The sequence below is a fragment of the Rhizobium sp. BT04 genome (assembly GCF_030053135.1).
Lineage (GTDB): Bacteria > Pseudomonadota > Alphaproteobacteria > Rhizobiales > Rhizobiaceae > Rhizobium > Rhizobium binxianense.
Map to the genome: position 1 here is coordinate 1594758 of NZ_CP125652.1, position 15508 is coordinate 1610265.

At 62.4% G+C, this 15508-nt stretch carries 12 protein-coding genes; 5 read left to right on the forward strand and 7 right to left on the reverse strand.

Going from position 1 to position 15508, the window contains the following annotated elements:
• Positions 1-232: 232 nt before the first annotated feature.
• On the forward strand, positions 233-1120 hold the full coding sequence (locus QMO82_RS16450) for a hypothetical protein (protein WP_183608092.1): 888 nt from the start codon (positions 233-235) through the stop codon (positions 1118-1120).
• A 6-nt stretch (positions 1121-1126) separates the two neighbouring features.
• Here the strand turns inward: QMO82_RS16450 and QMO82_RS16455 are convergent, their stop codons facing one another.
• Positions 1127-1579: a GatB/YqeY domain-containing protein gene (locus QMO82_RS16455; RefSeq protein ID WP_183608091.1), complete on the reverse strand. Its 453-nt coding sequence runs from the start codon at positions 1577-1579 to the stop codon at positions 1127-1129.
• A gap of 273 nt (positions 1580-1852) precedes the next feature.
• Here QMO82_RS16455 and carA point away from each other — a divergent pair, with 273 nt between their 5' ends.
• Together carA and QMO82_RS16465 are read left to right on the forward strand one after the other, a co-directional pair.
• The gene (gene carA, locus QMO82_RS16460) at positions 1853-3058 is read left to right on the forward strand and encodes a glutamine-hydrolyzing carbamoyl-phosphate synthase small subunit (protein ID WP_183608354.1); all 1206 of its coding nucleotides are present in this window, start codon (positions 1853-1855) and stop codon (positions 3056-3058) included.
• Positions 3059-3285: 227 nt separating this feature from the next.
• On the forward strand, positions 3286-3606 hold the full coding sequence (locus QMO82_RS16465; protein ID WP_183608090.1) for an antibiotic biosynthesis monooxygenase: 321 nt from the start codon (positions 3286-3288) through the stop codon (positions 3604-3606).
• 17 nt (positions 3607-3623) lie between these two features.
• Here the strand turns inward: QMO82_RS16465 and QMO82_RS16470 are convergent, their stop codons facing one another.
• From QMO82_RS16470 to QMO82_RS16480, 3 genes are all read right to left on the reverse strand, one after another.
• Complete coding sequence (locus QMO82_RS16470) at positions 3624-5027, reverse strand: MATE family efflux transporter (protein WP_183608089.1); 1404 nt, start codon at positions 5025-5027, stop codon at positions 3624-3626.
• 142 nt (positions 5028-5169) lie between these two features.
• Complete coding sequence (locus tag QMO82_RS16475) at positions 5170-6414, reverse strand: TCR/Tet family MFS transporter (RefSeq protein ID WP_183608088.1); 1245 nt, start codon at positions 6412-6414, stop codon at positions 5170-5172.
• On the reverse strand, positions 6407-6661 hold the full coding sequence (locus QMO82_RS16480) for a hypothetical protein (RefSeq protein WP_183608087.1): 255 nt from the start codon (positions 6659-6661) through the stop codon (positions 6407-6409). The genes QMO82_RS16475 and QMO82_RS16480 overlap by 8 nt, the downstream gene beginning before the upstream one ends.
• Positions 6662-6787: 126 nt before the next feature.
• Between QMO82_RS16480 and QMO82_RS16485 the strand changes: the two genes are divergently transcribed.
• A complete protein-coding gene (locus QMO82_RS16485; protein ID WP_183608086.1) occupies positions 6788-7780 on the forward strand; it encodes an aldo/keto reductase in 993 nt (330 codons plus the stop codon).
• Between the two features lie 44 nt (positions 7781-7824).
• Here the strand turns inward: QMO82_RS16485 and QMO82_RS16490 are convergent, their stop codons facing one another.
• Positions 7825-8745 carry a neutral zinc metallopeptidase gene (locus QMO82_RS16490; RefSeq protein ID WP_183608085.1) on the reverse strand — a complete coding sequence of 307 codons (921 nt, stop codon included), beginning with the start codon at positions 8743-8745 and terminating at the stop codon, positions 7825-7827.
• 520 nt (positions 8746-9265) lie between these two features.
• Here QMO82_RS16490 and carB point away from each other — a divergent pair.
• Positions 9266-12754 (forward strand): carbamoyl-phosphate synthase large subunit, encoded by a 3489-nt coding sequence (gene carB / locus QMO82_RS16495; protein ID WP_183608084.1) that lies wholly within the window; start codon positions 9266-9268, stop codon positions 12752-12754.
• Positions 12755-12813: 59 nt separating this feature from the next.
• Here the strand turns inward: carB and QMO82_RS16500 are convergent, their stop codons facing one another.
• The gene (locus QMO82_RS16500; protein ID WP_183608083.1) at positions 12814-14268 is read right to left on the reverse strand and encodes a UdgX family uracil-DNA binding protein; all 1455 of its coding nucleotides are present in this window, start codon (positions 14266-14268) and stop codon (positions 12814-12816) included.
• Positions 14268-15500 carry a putative DNA modification/repair radical SAM protein gene (locus tag QMO82_RS16505; RefSeq protein WP_183608353.1) on the reverse strand — a complete coding sequence of 411 codons (1233 nt, stop codon included), beginning with the start codon at positions 15498-15500 and terminating at the stop codon, positions 14268-14270. The genes QMO82_RS16500 and QMO82_RS16505 overlap by 1 nt, the downstream gene beginning before the upstream one ends.
• Positions 15501-15508: the final 8 nt, after the last annotated feature.

Here is a 15508-nt window from a genome sequence, read left to right on the forward strand (position 1 = left end):
CGGCGCCGCTTCGCAAGGGTGCCTTTGCAAATACCCTCCGGCTTGGGCCTTGGCCCTGCGTTTGCCGGCGGAAGCAAAGAGCAAGAAGGCAGGAGCGCCCCCAGCTCCTGCCTTCTTAAATTTTGGCTCCCTTTGCGACAACTCTCCTTTGAAATTAACCGCTTATTGACAAAACCGTTGACAGGCGGCGCCTGCATGAAAGATGTATGCGCGGAACTCCTGGACCTCTCCAATGGCTTTTACCGCGGACAATCTTGCAGCAGACGATCGATTTCTTTCTGCGATCCTGCATTGCGCCGATCAGATGCTTTCGATCTACCGCGAGAGCCCGCGTATCGCCTCGATCTTTGCCGCGCAGCAGCGCTGGCTGATGGCCCATGCCGGTTTCGCCCTTCACTACGGTCATCCCGACGACGGCAGGAGGGGGCTCTATTCCGGCCGCTTCATCGATTTCGCAGTCAGGAACGACATTGCAAGCCGCAATACGGCCGCAGCCTTCATGCAGGAAATGCTGGCCTATCGCTTCCTGCGGGCGGTTCCCGGCCCCGACAAGCGCACACGCTATCTGGAACCCACTGAGATCGCCGAACAGCATTTCACCCGATGGCTCGTCACCCATATGATGATCCTCGACAGCCTCGACGGCGGTGAACGCGCCGACAAGATCACCGCCGATCCCTCGGCGATGATGGCAGCGATCCAGCCGCTGATCGCCAGGGCGATCATCGGCAGCGAAAGGGTGCGCAGTCCGGGCGCCACGTTCAACCTCTTCAACTGGGCGAACACGGGCGGGCTTGTCATGGACTATCTGATCTCGCGCCTTCCAGAATTTCCCCGGACGGCCGAACGCGTCGTGCTCGGTCCTCTGTCGCTGAGAGAAATCCGCGAACAGTTCATGATCTCCAACACCCACCTGAAGCGGCTTTTGACTCAGGCGGCGGCCATGGGGAGCGTCGGCTGGACCGAACCTTCCCGCAAGGGCGACTTCTGGCTGTCGGGCCGCTTCATCATGGAATATTGGAATTATCAGGCGGCGAAATTCGCCATCATCGATGCTGCCGCCGAAGCGGTGCTCGGGCCTGCGGTTCGGGACGAACCGCAGGCGAGACGCGTTAGCTGAGACGCATCAGTTCAGCAGTTCCTTGACGGTCGCCGACGCTTTGGCGAAATCCATCTGGCCGGCATAACGCTCCTTCAGCGCCGCCATCACCTTGCCCATGTCCTTAGCGCCGGCGGCACCGGTCTCGGCGATGATCGCCGAGATATTGGTGCGCACTTCGCCGTCCGAGAGCTGCTTCGGCATGAAATCCTGGATGACGGTGATTTCGGCGCGCTCCTTGGCGGCAAGCTCCGGCCGGGAATTCTCTTCGTAGATCTTCGCTGATTCGTCGCGCTGCTTCACCATCTTGGCGAGGATCTGCAGGATCTCGTCGTCGCTCGCCTGCTCCTTGCCGGTGCCGCGATTGGCGATATCGCGGTCCTTGACCGCGGCCTGAATCAGCCGGACGGTGGAAAGCCGCTCGGCATTCTTGGCCTTCATCGCCTCTTTTAGCTGGGTGGCGAGTTGATCGCGCAGCATGGTCTTCACTCCTGTTTTGATGCCGCTTCATAAACCACGCTGATGCGGCGGATCAAATAAATTGCGCGATCGGTGCGATAAAGCGCAGGAAAACGGCTGAGATCTCGGCTAGAAAGATTGACGCTAAGCGATTGCGTGGCTATTTACCGCCACCTGCACCAAAATTCGTGATCAGGCCTGAAGCGCGCGGCATTGCCGCGTCCACACGCCTGCGAGATCAAAAGGCGGCCAGCCGCGGCAGCGCGCGCACCGGTCGCCGGAAACGGGATGAAGATGACCGCGACAGCACCCTGGACAATCGAAAAGCCGACCGCCCTGCTCGTTCTTGCCGACGGCACGGTCATCGAAGGCAAGGGCATCGGCGCCACCGGCAAGGTGCCGGCCGAAGTGGTCTTCAACACGGCGCTGACCGGCTATGAGGAAATCCTGACGGACCCCTCCTATCTCGGCCAGATCGTCACCTTCACCTTTCCGCATATCGGCAATATCGGCGCCAATGATGAAGACATCGAGGACCTGACCCCTGCCGCCCGCCACGGCGCAGTCGGCGTCATCTTCAAGGCCGACATCACCGACCCCTCGAACTACCGCGCCGCCAAGCATCTCGACCAATGGCTGAAGGCACGCGGCGTCATCGGTCTCTGCGGCATCGATACGCGCGCGTTGACCGCCTGGATCCGTGAGAACGGCGCTCCGAACGCCGTGATCGCCCATGATCCGAACGGCGTCTTCGACATCGAGACGCTGAAGGCCGAAGCCAAGGCCTGGAGCGGCCTCGAAGGTCTCGACCTTGCCAAGGTCGCTTCGTCGGGCCAGTCCTCGCAATGGACAGAGACCCCGTGGGTTTGGAACGAAGGTTACGGTGAACTCGGCGCGGCGGATGCGAAATACCACGTCGTCTGCCTCGACTACGGCGTCAAGCGCAACATCCTGCGGCTGTTTGCCGGCCTCGATTGCAAGGTGACGGTCGTGCCGGCCGCAACGAGCGCCGAAGACGTGCTCGCCATGCAGCCGGACGGCATCTTCCTGTCGAACGGCCCGGGCGATCCGGCGGCAACCGGCGAATATGCCGTGCCTGTCATCAAGACGCTTGTGAAGACCGATATCCCGGTCTTCGGCATCTGCCTCGGCCACCAGATGCTGGGTCTCGCCCTCGGCGCCAAGACCGAGAAGATGCACCAGGGCCATCACGGCGCCAATCACCCGGTCAAGGACCATACGACGGGCAAGGTCGAGATCGTCTCGATGAACCATGGCTTCGCGGTCGACTCGAAGTCGCTGCCCCACGGCGTTGAAGAGACTCATATTTCGCTTTTCGACGGCACCAATTGCGGCCTGCGCGTCCTCGGTAAGCAGGTCTTCTCCGTTCAGCACCATCCGGAAGCCTCTCCCGGCCCGCAGGACAGCCACTATCTCTTCCGCCGCTTCATCAACATGGTGCGCGAGAAGAAGGGCGAACCGGCGCTCGCCGAACGCTGAGTTCAAGCCATAGCGTTTTCCGATGAAGGCTCGCTTACAGCGCCGCGCGTCTTTTCAGACGCGCAGAGGACGCTGTAACACTTTGAATTGCTGCATAATTCCTTAAATCGATTCCGATTTGAGGAATTATGCAGCGGCCGGGCCTTTTCTTTATTCGCCTATTGACCTCAGCTTAACTTGAGGAATTACAGATCTGCCTGCAAACATCCGATGCAGGAGAAAAGTGGATGAGCGGAGCTCTCTATCGTGTCGACAAGTTCATCGTGCCGACGGCGGCGCGCGAGGAATTTCTTGTCAAAGTGATGATGACCCACAAGCTGCTGGAGGCGCAGGAGGGTTTCATCGATCACAGGGTGCTGGAGCAGGTCGCCGGCCCCGGCGAATTCAATTTCGTCACCATCGCCGAATGGGAAAATACCGAGGTCGTCGAACGCGCGCGGGCCACCGTGGCAGCGGCTCATAAGGCGGCCAATTTCGATCCGCAGGAAATGTTTGCGCGTCTCGGCATTCGCGCCGATATCGCCAGCTACAAACCCGTCGCGGCCTGACGGCATCGGCGGCCGGCTCAGGCGCGGGCCAGCTTCGCCTCCCGGCGAAGGAGAAGGTAGAAGCGCGTGCAGAGCATGACGGCGGCCGCTGCCAGCCCGACGAGGAAACCGAACCAGATGCCGATGCCGCCGAAGCCCAGCGGGAAGGCAAAGGCCCAGGCCAGGAAGAAGCCGATCGGCCAGTAGGCGATCAACGCCATGATCATCGGCACGCGCGCATCCTTGAGGCCGCGCAGCAATCCATTGGCGATCACCTGCAGCCCGTCGACGAGCTGGAAAAGCCCGGCAACGACGATCAGCGGCCCGGCATAGGCAAGCACTTCGGGCGCTTCGGGCGAGTTGACGTCGAGGAACCAGCTGCCGAGGAAATGCGGCATGGTGGCAAAGAGCACCGAGCCCACCGCCGAAATGGCGCAGGCGAGGATGAGCACCATGATCGAAGCCCGCACCAGCCCATCATAATCGCCCTGCCCGTGCGCGACGCCGACGCGCACCGTCGCCGCCTGGCTGAGGCCGAGCGGGATCATGAAGGCGATCGAGGCCCATTGCAGGGCAATGCCGTGGGCGGCAAGCTCGAGGGTGCCGATATAGCCCATCAGCAGCGAGGCCACCGTGAACAGGCTGACCTCGGCAAGGATGGTGACGCTGATCGGGAAACCAAGCCGGATGACTTCCAGCAGCGCATGCCAGTCGGGCTTCCAGAACCGCACGAAGATCTCGTAGCGCCGGGTCTCTTCCCGCCGCTGCACGAAAGCCAGGATGAAGAGGAAGCCGGCCGTCTGCACGACGACCGAAACGATCGCCGCGCCCTCGAGCCCCATCGCCGGAAAGCCGAAATGGCCGAGCACGAGCATATAGGCGAAGATGGCATTCATCACCAGCGTGGCGATGGTGACGTTGAGGATGATGCCCGCCTTGCCGATGGCGCTGACCAGCGCCCGCATGACGTTGAAGAGCAGCGCCGGCAACACGCCGAACTGGCCGATCATGATGTAGCCACGGGCGAGCTTGGCCACCTCGGGCTTCTGCTGTGCGAAGAGAAGGATCTGCTCCGAATTGAAGAAGGCCGGCTGCATGATGGCCCAGTATGCGATCACCACCCACAGACCCATGCGCAGCGCCCGGCGCACCGAGATAACGTCGCCGCGGCCATAGGCTTGCGCCACCATCGGAATAACGGCGATGGCAAAGCCCGAGCCGAAGATCAGGATCGTGAACAGGAATTGCGCCGCAATCACCATCGCCGCCAGATGCTCGGCGCCGAGGCGGCCGACGATCATCACGTCCGTGGTGTTGATGCCGAGCTGGGCAAGCTGCGCGCCGATCAGCGGAATGCCGAGCGCCAGCGTTGCACGGAAATGTGCGCCCCAACGATTATCGGTTGTCGGCGCAAGCCTGCGCGCGTCGATCGGCGTGTCCATGACACTAGTCCTGTGATTGAAATCGCGTCGCCGCCGCTCGCGGCAAAATATCATTCCGGACTTAGATCAAAGCCCGGCGAAGAACTACCCCAAAACAGGCAGATGATGAAAAATTCATCATCACATCAGCATTCCTGATCGATCAACCCGCCGCTTCCAGCGCCTCGGCCGACTCGCGAACCCGGACCCGGACGAGGAACACGCCGGCGGCCACCAGGATGAACAGGGCGGCGGTCAGATAGGGCGCACCGGCAAAGGTGACCGGGGCCTCGGGCCGCGTGAAATAACCGAACATCTGCGTGAAGATCAGCGGTCCAAGGATGGTGGTGATGCTGCTGAGGCTGGTCAACGCGCCCTGCAGCTCGCCCTGCGCCGACGGCGGCACCATGCCGGCGGCGATGCTGCGCAACGGCGGATCGGCGACGTTTTCCATGACGGTCGCAACGATGATGACATAGACCACCCAGCCCTCCCAGGCGAAGGCATAGCCGGTGAGCCCGACCGCCGAAAAGCAGAGGCCGAGCAAAGCGGTCTTCCACTCGCCGAGCACCGGCACGATCCGCGGCAGAACCAGCCCCATGACAACAGCCGCACCGATGCCGTAAATGCCGAGCGACAGGCCGATCTGTCCCTCGCTCCAGCCGTAGCGATAGGTCGAGACGAACGACCAGACCGAGGGATAGACGGCATGCGCCAGGAAGAACAGGAACATCACAAGGCTGACCCAGCCGATGCCGGGATAATGGCGCATCTGGCGCAACGCGCCGAGCGGATTGGCGCGCTTCCACTCGAACCGGCGGCGGTTCTTCGCCTCCAGCGTTTCCGGCAGCAGGAAGCAGGCGGCGATGAAATTGACAAGCGATAGCGCCGCCGCGCCGAGGAAGGGCACACGCGGGCCGAATTCGCCGAGAACACCGCCGACCACCGGGCCGATGGTGAAACCGACGCCGAAGGCGATGCCGATCAGCCCGAAATTCTTCGCCCGGTTCTCCTCCGTGCTGATATCGGCGATATAGGCCGAACAGGTGGCGAAGCTGCCGCCGCTGATGCCGGCAAGCACACGCCCGACGAACAGCATCCAGAAGCTGGTGGCGATGCCGCAGATAAAATTGTCGATCGCAAAGGTCAGCACCGACAGCAGAAGGATCGGCCGGCGGCCGAAACGGTCGGACAGGTTTCCGAGCAGCGGCGCGAACAGGAACTGCATGCCGGCATAGACCAGCATTAGCCAGCCGCCGTCGATCGCCGCATCGCTGACGCTGCCGCCGGTCAGTTGCTCCAGATAGGCGGGCAGCACCGGCATGATGATGGCGATGCCGATAATGTCGAGAAAAAGGATGATGAAGACCAGGAAAAGGCCGCGGCGAACGAATTTGGGATCAAGCATGAGGCATCTCTACAGCGGTTGGTTCTGAAAAGACGATCTCGTCGCCGAGAAAGTGACATAGCTCAGAAAAGAAACCGAAACAATCCGTGAACATTTCAAAGTTTTTGATAATGCTGCACGGGAAGTTCATGAGACGCTTCAACCGCAGAGCGCGCGCTGTCGTTTCAGCTTCAGGAGACCGGAAGCCGCCCAGCGGATCGCCGGGCGACACGTTCCCTTGCAATTGCCGCGACGGCATCCAGATCACTCAAAGGATCGCTCATTGTGCATTTCCCAGCACAGCCTGTTCGATGCCGTCCGATTATCGCTCGAACGCGAATGCGGTAGAACGGTATCGACAGCGCCGCTCGCGGCGAGGACGAAGGAGAAGACAATGCAGACCTATCGTTTGGGAAAGACCGGACCCGAAGTCTCGGCGATCGGCCTCGGCTGCATGGGCATGTCGGGCATGTATGGTCCCTCCGACCGCGCAGAAAGCATCGCGACGATCCATGCCGCGCTCGATGCCGGCATCAACCTGCTCGATACCGGCGATTTCTACGGCATGGGCCACAATGAGATGCTGATCGGCGAGGCATTGAAAGGGCGCAAGCGCGAGAATGCCGTCATCAGCGTCAAGTTCGGCGCGCTCCGTGATCCCGCAAGCGGCTGGAGCGGCATCGATGCCCGCCCGGTCGCGGTGAAGAATTTCCTCGCCTACACGCTGCAACGCCTCGGCGTCGACCATATCGATATCTATCGCCCGGCTCGCCTCGACCCGAACGTGCCGATCGAGGACACGGTCGGCGCCATCGCCGATATGGTCAAGGCGGGCTATGTCAGACATATCGGCCTGTCGGAAGTCGGCGCCGAGACGATCCGCCGCGCCGCCGCTGTTGCCCCGATCGTCGACCTGCAGATCGAATATTCGCTGATTTCGCGCGGCATCGAGGAGAAGATCCTGCCGACGACCCGCGAACTCGGCATCTCGATTACCGCTTACGGCGTGCTCTCGCGCGGCCTGATCAGCGGCCACTGGCAGAAAGGCAAGGCCACGGCCGGCGACTTCCGTACCCATAGCCCACGCTTCCAGGAAGGCAATATCGAGCAGAACCTCGCTCTGGTGGAGAAGCTGCGCGAGATCGCCGAGGCAAAAAGCGTCTCGGTCGCCCAGATCGCTATCGCCTGGGTCGCCGCCAAGGGCGGGGATATCGTCCCGATCATCGGCGCCCGCCGCCGCGACCGGCTTAGCGAGGCGCTCGGCTCACGCGCGGTCGACCTGTCACCGGAGGATTTCGCCGCCATCGAACGTGCCGTCCCGAAGGATGCGGCGGCGGGTGGGCGCTATCCCGAACATGTGCTGCAGCATATGGACAGTGAGAAGTAGGCAGCAGGCGAATTGACGGGACTGCACGGCAAAACGCTACCCCCTCAAACCGGCCCTGAAAACGTATCGCAGGCCGTCAGCTGTCCGCTGTCGAAGCCGCGCTTGAACCACCTGACGCGCTGCGCCGAGGTGCCGTGGTTGAAACTTTCGGGCACGACGTAACCCTGCGACCGCTTCTGCAGCGTATCGTCGCCGATCTGCTGGGCGGCGTTCAGCGCTTCCTCCAGGTCGCCGCTCTCCAGCAGTCCCTTCTGCTGGGTGTATTTGCCCCAGATGCCGGCGAAGCAATCGGCCTGCAATTCGACGCGCACCGACATCTTGTTGGCTTCCTCCTCGCTCATGCGTTGGCGGGCCTGGTTGAACTTCGGCAGAATGCCGAGCAGGTTCTGCACGTGATGGCCGACCTCGTGGGCGACGACATAGGCCTCGGCGAAATCGCCCGACGCGCCGAAGCGGTCGGAAAGCTCCTGGAAGAATTCGGTGTCGAGATAGAGCTTATGGTCGCCCGGGCAGTAGAACGGGCCTGTTGCCGATGATGCGGAGCCGCAGGCCGATGCCGTCGAGCCCGAGAACAACACCAGGCGCGGCTCCTCGTAAGTCCGGCCCTGCGCCTGGAAGATTCCCTGCCAGGTATCCTCGGTCTCGGCCAGAACGGTACGCATGAAAGCAGTCATCTCGTCATTGGCGGGCGCGCGCGTTCCGCCCGACTGGCTCTGCTCGTAGCCGGGGCCACTCGTCACGCCGCCGGTGTCGAGCACCTGCATCAGGTCGATGCCCATCGCCTTGAAGATGAAATAGATGACGACGAGGAAGATGATCGTGCCGATGCTCAAGCCCCCGCCGGCGCGGCGAACGCCGCCGCCGGAGGGAAAGTTGAAGCCGCCGCCGCGGCCGAAACCGCCGCCGGTCGGATCGCCGCGGCGATCCTCGATATTGTCGGACTGACGCCGGCCTCTCCATTCCATCTTCGCTCTCCCCGGCAATGCCTCTGCTTGCACTTTAAGGAATCTATATATCCGTCGGCGGCCGGAATTCCAGCAACTTCATCAGGGCAATCGGCCCCCCCCCGCCTCCGCGAGGACCGTGGACCGCTGCAGCGCTCTTGCGCCAGGAGCATTGCCCGCGCCGGTATCAGCAGCGGGAAACCGGGACATCCTGAAGGAAACCGCCGCGCCGCCGATCTCATCGCCTCCGCCCAGATCAAGGTCGAGCCGCGGATATCCGGCGGATCGGGCTGGAGGAGGCCGCAGTCGCCATCGTCAATCCGGCGCGTGGCGGCGAAATCCGGCTGCCGGTCGTGCTCGACGGGGAATAGGCTTTCGCGGCGTGTTGGATTCCTGTCGATTCCGCGATTTATGGGGTTCCGTTTGCAAATACATTTGCCTATAAGCCGCTTCTAGCCTGAAAAGACCCTCAATGCGCGACCCGACCCGGTGATCTCCCACCCTGGCCGGCTTTCTGCGCAGCTAGAAATGGATATCGCCCATGCCGAAGCGCCAAGACATCAAATCGATCCTCATCATCGGCGCGGGACCGATCGTCATTGGCCAGGCTTGCGAGTTCGATTATTCCGGCACCCAGGCCTGCAAGGCGCTGAAGGAGGAAGGCTACCGCGTCATCCTCGTCAACTCCAACCCGGCGACGATCATGACCGATCCGGGCCTGGCCGACGCCACCTATGTCGAGCCGATCACCCCCGAGGTCGTCGCCAAGATCATCGCCAAGGAGCGCCCGGACGCGCTGCTGCCGACCATGGGCGGCCAGACGGCGCTGAATACCGCGCTGTCGCTGAAGCGCATGGGCGTGCTCGATCGCTACAATGTCGAAATGATCGGCGCAAAGCCCGCCGCCATCGACATGGCCGAGGACCGCGCGCTGTTCCGTGAGGCGATGGGCCGTATCGGCCTGGAAACGCCGCGCTCGATGCTGGCGAACGCCACCGATATCAAGGATCTCGACCGCAAGACCCACGAAGCCGAGCGCAGCAAGCTGCGCGAAAGCCTTTCCGGCGCAGACCTCGACAAGGCGCTGGACGAGCTGGAAAACCAGTGGAATCTCGGCGAAAGCGACCGCAAGCAGCGCTACATGAACCATGCCGTGGCGATCGCCGCCCAGGCGCTCGACCATGTCGGCCTGCCCGCCATCATCCGCCCCTCCTTCACGCTTGGCGGCACCGGCGGCGGCATTGCCTACAACCGCTCGGAATTCTTCGAGATCGTCGGCGGCGGCCTCGACGCGTCGCCGACCACCGAAGTGCTGATCGAAGAATCGGTGCTCGGCTGGAAAGAGTATGAGATGGAGGTCGTCCGCGACAAGGCGGACAACTGCATCATCATCTGCTCGATCGAGAACATCGACCCGATGGGCGTCCACACCGGCGATTCGATCACCGTCGCCCCGGCGCTGACGCTGACCGACAAGGAATACCAGATCATGCGCAACGCCTCGATCGCGGTGCTGCGCGAGATCGGCGTCGAGACCGGCGGCTCGAACGTCCAGTTCGCCGTCAATCCGAAGGACGGCCGTCTCGTCGTCATCGAGATGAACCCGCGTGTGTCGCGTTCCTCGGCGCTGGCCTCCAAGGCCACCGGCTTCCCGATCGCCAAGATCGCCGCCAAGCTCGCCATCGGCTATACGCTTGACGAATTGGACAACGACATCACCGGCGGCGCCACGCCTGCCTCCTTCGAACCGTCGATCGACTACGTCGTCACCAAGATCCCGCGTTTCGCTTTCGAGAAATTCCCCGGCGCCTCGCCGGTGCTGACGACCGCGATGAAGTCAGTCGGCGAAGTCATGGCGATCGGCCGCACCTTCGCCGAATCGCTGCAGAAGGCGTTGCGCGGTCTCGAAACCGGCCTGACTGGCCTCGATGAGATCGAGATCCCCGACTCCGAGGAAGGCGAATCCAGCCACAACGCCATCCGCGCCGCCATCGGCACACCGACGCCGGATCGCCTGCGCATGGTCGCCCAGGCGCTGCGCATGGGTCTCAGCATCGAAGAGGTGCATGAGGGCTGCAAGATCGATCCCTGGTTCATCGCCGAACTCAAGAACATCGTCGACACGGAAGCCCGTATCCGCGAGCATGGCCTGCCGGAGGATGCCGCCAACCTGCGCATGCTGAAGGCCATGGGCTTTTCCGACGCGCGCCTGGCAACACTGACCGGCAAGCGCCCGAAGCAGATCGCCGAGTTCCGAAACAGCCTGAACGTCCGCCCGGTCTTCAAGCGGATCGATACCTGTGCCGCCGAATTCGCCTCGCCGACCGCTTACATGTATTCGACCTATGAGACGCCCTTCGTCGGCGCCGCCCGCTCCGAGGCCGAAGTGTCCGACCGCAAGAAGGTCGTCATTCTCGGCGGCGGCCCGAATCGCATCGGCCAGGGCATCGAGTTCGATTATTGCTGCTGCCATGCCGCCTTCGCATTGAAGGATGCCGGTTATGAAGCGATCATGATCAACTGCAACCCGGAAACCGTCTCGACCGACTACGACACGTCAGACCGCCTCTATTTCGAGCCGCTGACGGCCGAAGACGTGATCGAGATCCTGCGCGCCGAGCAGGAAAAGGGCGAAGTCGTCGGCGTCATCGTCCAGTTCGGCGGCCAGACGCCGCTGAAGCTCGCCGAAGCGCTCGAAAAGAACGGCATCCCGATCCTCGGCACCGCGCCCGATATGATCGACCTCGCCGAAGACCGCGACCGCTTCCAGAAGCTGCTGATGAAGCTCGACCTCAACCAGCCGAATAACGGCATCGCCTATTCGGTCGAGCAGGCCCGCCTGGTCGCTGCCGAAATCGGCTTCCCGCTGGTCGTGCGCCCCTCCTACGTGCTCGGCGGCCGCGCCATGCAGATCCTGCACTCGGAAGGCCAGCTGCAGACCTACCTGCTCGATACCGTTCCGGAACTGGTGCCGGAGGATATCAAACAGCGTTATCCGAATGACAAGACCGGCCAGATCAACACCCTGCTCGGCAAGAACCCGCTGCTCTTCGACAGCTATCTCAGCCACGCCATCGAAGTCGACGTCGACTGCCTCTCTGATGGCACCGACGTCTATGTCGCCGGCATCATGGAACATATCGAGGAAGCCGGCATCCATTCCGGCGACAGCGCCTGCTCGCTGCCGCCGCGCTCGCTGCCCGTCGAACTGCTCGACGAGCTGGAGCGCCAGGCAAAGGCGATGGCCAAGGCGCTCAATGTCGGCGGTCTGATGAACGTCCAGTTCGCCATCAAGGACGGCACCGTCTACGTTCTCGAAGTCAATCCGCGCGCCTCGCGCACCGTGCCCTTCGTCGCCAAGACCATCGGCGCGCCGATCGCCAAGATCGCCGCCCGTGTGATGGCCGGCGAAAAACTCGACGCGACCTTCGCCGCCTATGGGCAAAAGCCCGATCCGCGCAAGCTCAAGCATATCGCCGTCAAGGAAGCCGTCTTCCCCTTCGCCCGCTTCCCCGGCGTCGACACGCTGCTCGGCCCGGAAATGCGCTCGACCGGCGAAGTCATCGGCCTCGATACCGATTTCGCGCTCGCCTTCGCCAAGTCGCAGCTCGGCGCCGGCGTCGAACTGCCGCGTGACGGAACGGTCTTCGTCTCCGTGCGCGACGAGGATAAGGCGCGCGTACTGCCGGCGATCCGCATCCTCGTCGAACAGGGCTTCAAGGTGCTGGCAACCGGCGGCACCGCCCGCTTCCTCGGCGAAAACGGCATCACCGCCACCAAGATCAACAAGGTTCTGGAAGGCCGTCCGCATATCGAGGACGCGATCCGCAACCGCCAGGTCCAGCTCGTCATCAACACCACCGACGGCAACAAGGCAATCTCGGACTCAAAATCGCTGCGCCGCGCGACGCTGATGCAGAAGGTGCCCTATTACACGACGATGGCCGGCGCCGAAGCCGCCGCCCAGGCGATCAAGGCGCTGAAGGCCGGCAATCTGGAAGTCCGGCCGCTGCAGAGCTATTTCGCCTAAGACAGGACAGCATCACCGCTCGATGAGCGGTGATGCTGCTCCGAAGCTCCGGAATCAATTTATCCAGCTATTGCCATAAGCCGCTGGATTTTCAGCATATCGTCGCGAAATCGCGCCAACTCCTCCGCCTTCAATCGTTCGTCAGGAATACGCAGCAGATAGGACGGATGGACCGTCACGAACAGCGTCCGCCCCGCGTCGATCGCCATTGCCTGCCCTCTGATATTCTGGAGAGGCTGCTTGACGTCGGCCAGCGCCGCCAGCGCCGTCGCCCCCATGGCAACCACGAGCTTCGGCTTGACCAGCGTCATCTCCAGATTGAGCCACCAGCGGCAATGCGTCACCTCACCCATGTCAGGCTTCTGATGGATGCGGCGCTTGCCGCGCGGCTCATATTTGAAATGCTTGACGGCATTGGTGACATAGAGCCTCGAGCGGTCGATGCCCGCCTCTGATATCACCTGGTCGAGCAACCGGCCGGCCGGACCGACGAAGGGGCGTCCTGATATGTCCTCCTGATCGCCCGGCTGCTCGCCGACGAACATCACCTCGGCATCGCGCGGCCCCTCCCCGAACACCGTCTGCGTCGCATTGGCATGAAGTGGACAACGTGTACAAACCGCGGCTTCGGCCCGCAACGCTCCCAGCGTGCCTGCGGGTGCTTCAGGCTCGGCGGGAAGGTTGCGCGCCGCCTCCTGCAACCGGTCGTGAAAAGGCAGCGATTGCGTCGCCTCCCGCGCGGCCATGGCCCGCACCTTGCTCTCTGCCGATGCGATCAGCCCGGGAATGAGATCGGCCTCCGGCAGGTTCTTCCAATATTTTTTCGGCATCTCCGCCTGCATCGCCTTCACTTTCAACCGCGCCGGATTGAAGATACTGGCGTAGTAGGTGCGCCACAGTTCATCGGTGGCATCGGTGAGGTTGGGCTTTTCGCACGGCGCGTCGTTTATCGTCAGCCGTTCACCATCCCAGGCGGCCGACCCTTTGGGCGTGGCGATCAGCCAGTCCATGTCGGTGAAGCGCCGTTGGAAGAATGGCGCTGTGCGCCCGACGATATGGTGGTCCGGCTCGAACCAGGCGAGGAATTTTCGGCGGTCCGCAGAGACGGGCCCCACCTCCTTGAAACGGACGAAGGCCGTCATCTTATGCACATCGCGTCGGACGTTTTTCTCCATCAGCCGAGCACGGGCGACATCCTCGTCGGATGCCACTTCGAGCACTTGCCGGTCCAGCTGCAGTCGCCAGAGCAGGCGGTAAAGCAGGGAAAACCGCGCCGGATCGGAATGGCAGAGAACGGTCTCCGCCAGCTCGATGAAGGCCGGCGGCACCGTCATCGGCTTGCGTGTCGCCGCGGGCGGTGGCGGCATGGCGTCGCGTTGGAATGAAAGATCCGCCTCTGCGTCTTTTTCGCGCCAATCGATCTCTTCCGGCAAGATGCCGGCGACCGCGAAAGCGCGAGCGGCATCCCGCCATTCGGCAAGATCCCCGCGTCCTGCCAGCACGACCCGGCGCATCACAGCAGCGACAATTGTTCGGGTTGCGGCTCGAACATGGTGCGAAGGTCCGGCCGGTCGATCAGCCGGCGCGGCGACCAGCCTTCCGCCGAGATGAAGGATTGGACCTTCTTGATCGAAACGCCAAGCCGCTGGAGATCGTCGAGCCGCAGACGACGAAACCGCCGCGCCGAAACGATCGCCTTGACCGTCTTGGTGCCGAGGCCGGGCACGCGCAGCAGCCGTTCACGCTCGGCCTTGTTGATATCGACGGGAAATTCGCCCCGGTTGGCAAGCGCCCAGGCAAGTTTGGGGTCGAGGCTGAGATCGAGCATGCCTCCCGCCTGGTTCGCCGTGATCTCGTCGATGCCGAAACCGTAGAAACGATAGAGCCAGTCGGCCTGATAGAGCCGGTGTTCACGCATCAACGGCGGCTTGATCAATGGCAGGTTTTTCGACGAATCCGGGATCGGGCTGAAGGCGGAATAATAGACGCGCTTCAGACCATAGCTGCTGTAGAGCCGGCCGCTGGTCGCAAGGATCGTCGCGTCGTTGGCGCCATCGGCACCGACAATCATCTGCGTGCTCTGGCCGCCGGGTGCGAAACGCTGGCGCTTCTTCGTCTGCAGCGTCGGTTCGCTGGCGGCCTCGATCTTCAGCCGCAGATCCCCCATCGATCGCCTGATATTGGCAGGCTTCTTTTCCGGTGCGAAGCGGGTGATGCCGTGATCCGTCGGAAGCTCGATATTGAGCGACAGCCTGTCGGCATAAAGCCCCGCCTCCTCGATCAGACGCGGCGACGCCTCAGGGATCGACTTCAGATGGATATAACCGCGAAAATTATGCGTCGCGCGCAGTTCGCGAACGATGCGGACCATCTGCTCCATCGTGTAATCGGACGACCGAATAATGCCGGAGGAAAGGAACAGGCCCTCGATATAGTTGCGGCGATAAAATTCCAACGTCAGCCAGATGACCTCCTCTGGCGTGAAACGCGCCCGCTCTACATTGCTCGACGAACGATTGACGCAATAGGCGCAGTCGTAGATGCAGAAATTGGTCAGCAGTATCTTCAGCAGCGAAATGCACCGCCCGTCCGGAGCATAGGCATGACAGATGCCGGATCCCTCGGTCGAACCGAGCCCGCCGCTTGCGTGAGAATCGCGTTTCACCGTGCCGCTGGACGCACAGGACGCGTCATATTTCGCTGCGTCGGAAAGGATGGCCAAGCGTTCTGTTAGTGACTTCTTCATTAGTTTGT

Excerpts from the sequence above, each read along its gene's own strand:
- QMO82_RS16455 (WP_183608091.1), bottom strand. The coding sequence starts at position 1,579 with ATGCTGCGCGATCAACTCGCCACCCAGCTAAAAGAGGCGATGAAGGCC.
- QMO82_RS16450 (WP_183608092.1), top strand. The coding sequence starts at position 233 with ATGGCTTTTACCGCGGACAATCTTGCAGCAGACGATCGATTTCTTTCT.
- QMO82_RS16500 (WP_183608083.1), bottom strand. The coding sequence starts at position 14,268 with ATGCGCCGGGTCGTGCTGGCAGGACGCGGGGATCTTGCCGAATGGCGG.
- QMO82_RS16505 (WP_183608353.1), bottom strand. The coding sequence starts at position 15,500 with ATGAAGAAGTCACTAACAGAACGCTTGGCCATCCTTTCCGACGCAGCG.
- carA (WP_183608354.1), top strand. The coding sequence starts at position 1,853 with ATGACCGCGACAGCACCCTGGACAATCGAAAAGCCGACCGCCCTGCTC.
- QMO82_RS16475 (WP_183608088.1), bottom strand. The coding sequence starts at position 6,414 with ATGCTTGATCCCAAATTCGTTCGCCGCGGCCTTTTCCTGGTCTTCATC.
- carB (WP_183608084.1), top strand. The coding sequence starts at position 9,266 with ATGCCGAAGCGCCAAGACATCAAATCGATCCTCATCATCGGCGCGGGA.
- QMO82_RS16470 (WP_183608089.1), bottom strand. The coding sequence starts at position 5,027 with ATGGACACGCCGATCGACGCGCGCAGGCTTGCGCCGACAACCGATAAT.
- QMO82_RS16485 (WP_183608086.1), top strand. The coding sequence starts at position 6,788 with ATGCAGACCTATCGTTTGGGAAAGACCGGACCCGAAGTCTCGGCGATC.
- QMO82_RS16465 (WP_183608090.1), top strand. The coding sequence starts at position 3,286 with ATGAGCGGAGCTCTCTATCGTGTCGACAAGTTCATCGTGCCGACGGCG.
- QMO82_RS16490 (WP_183608085.1), bottom strand. The coding sequence starts at position 8,745 with ATGGAATGGAGAGGCCGGCGTCAGTCCGACAATATCGAGGATCGCCGC.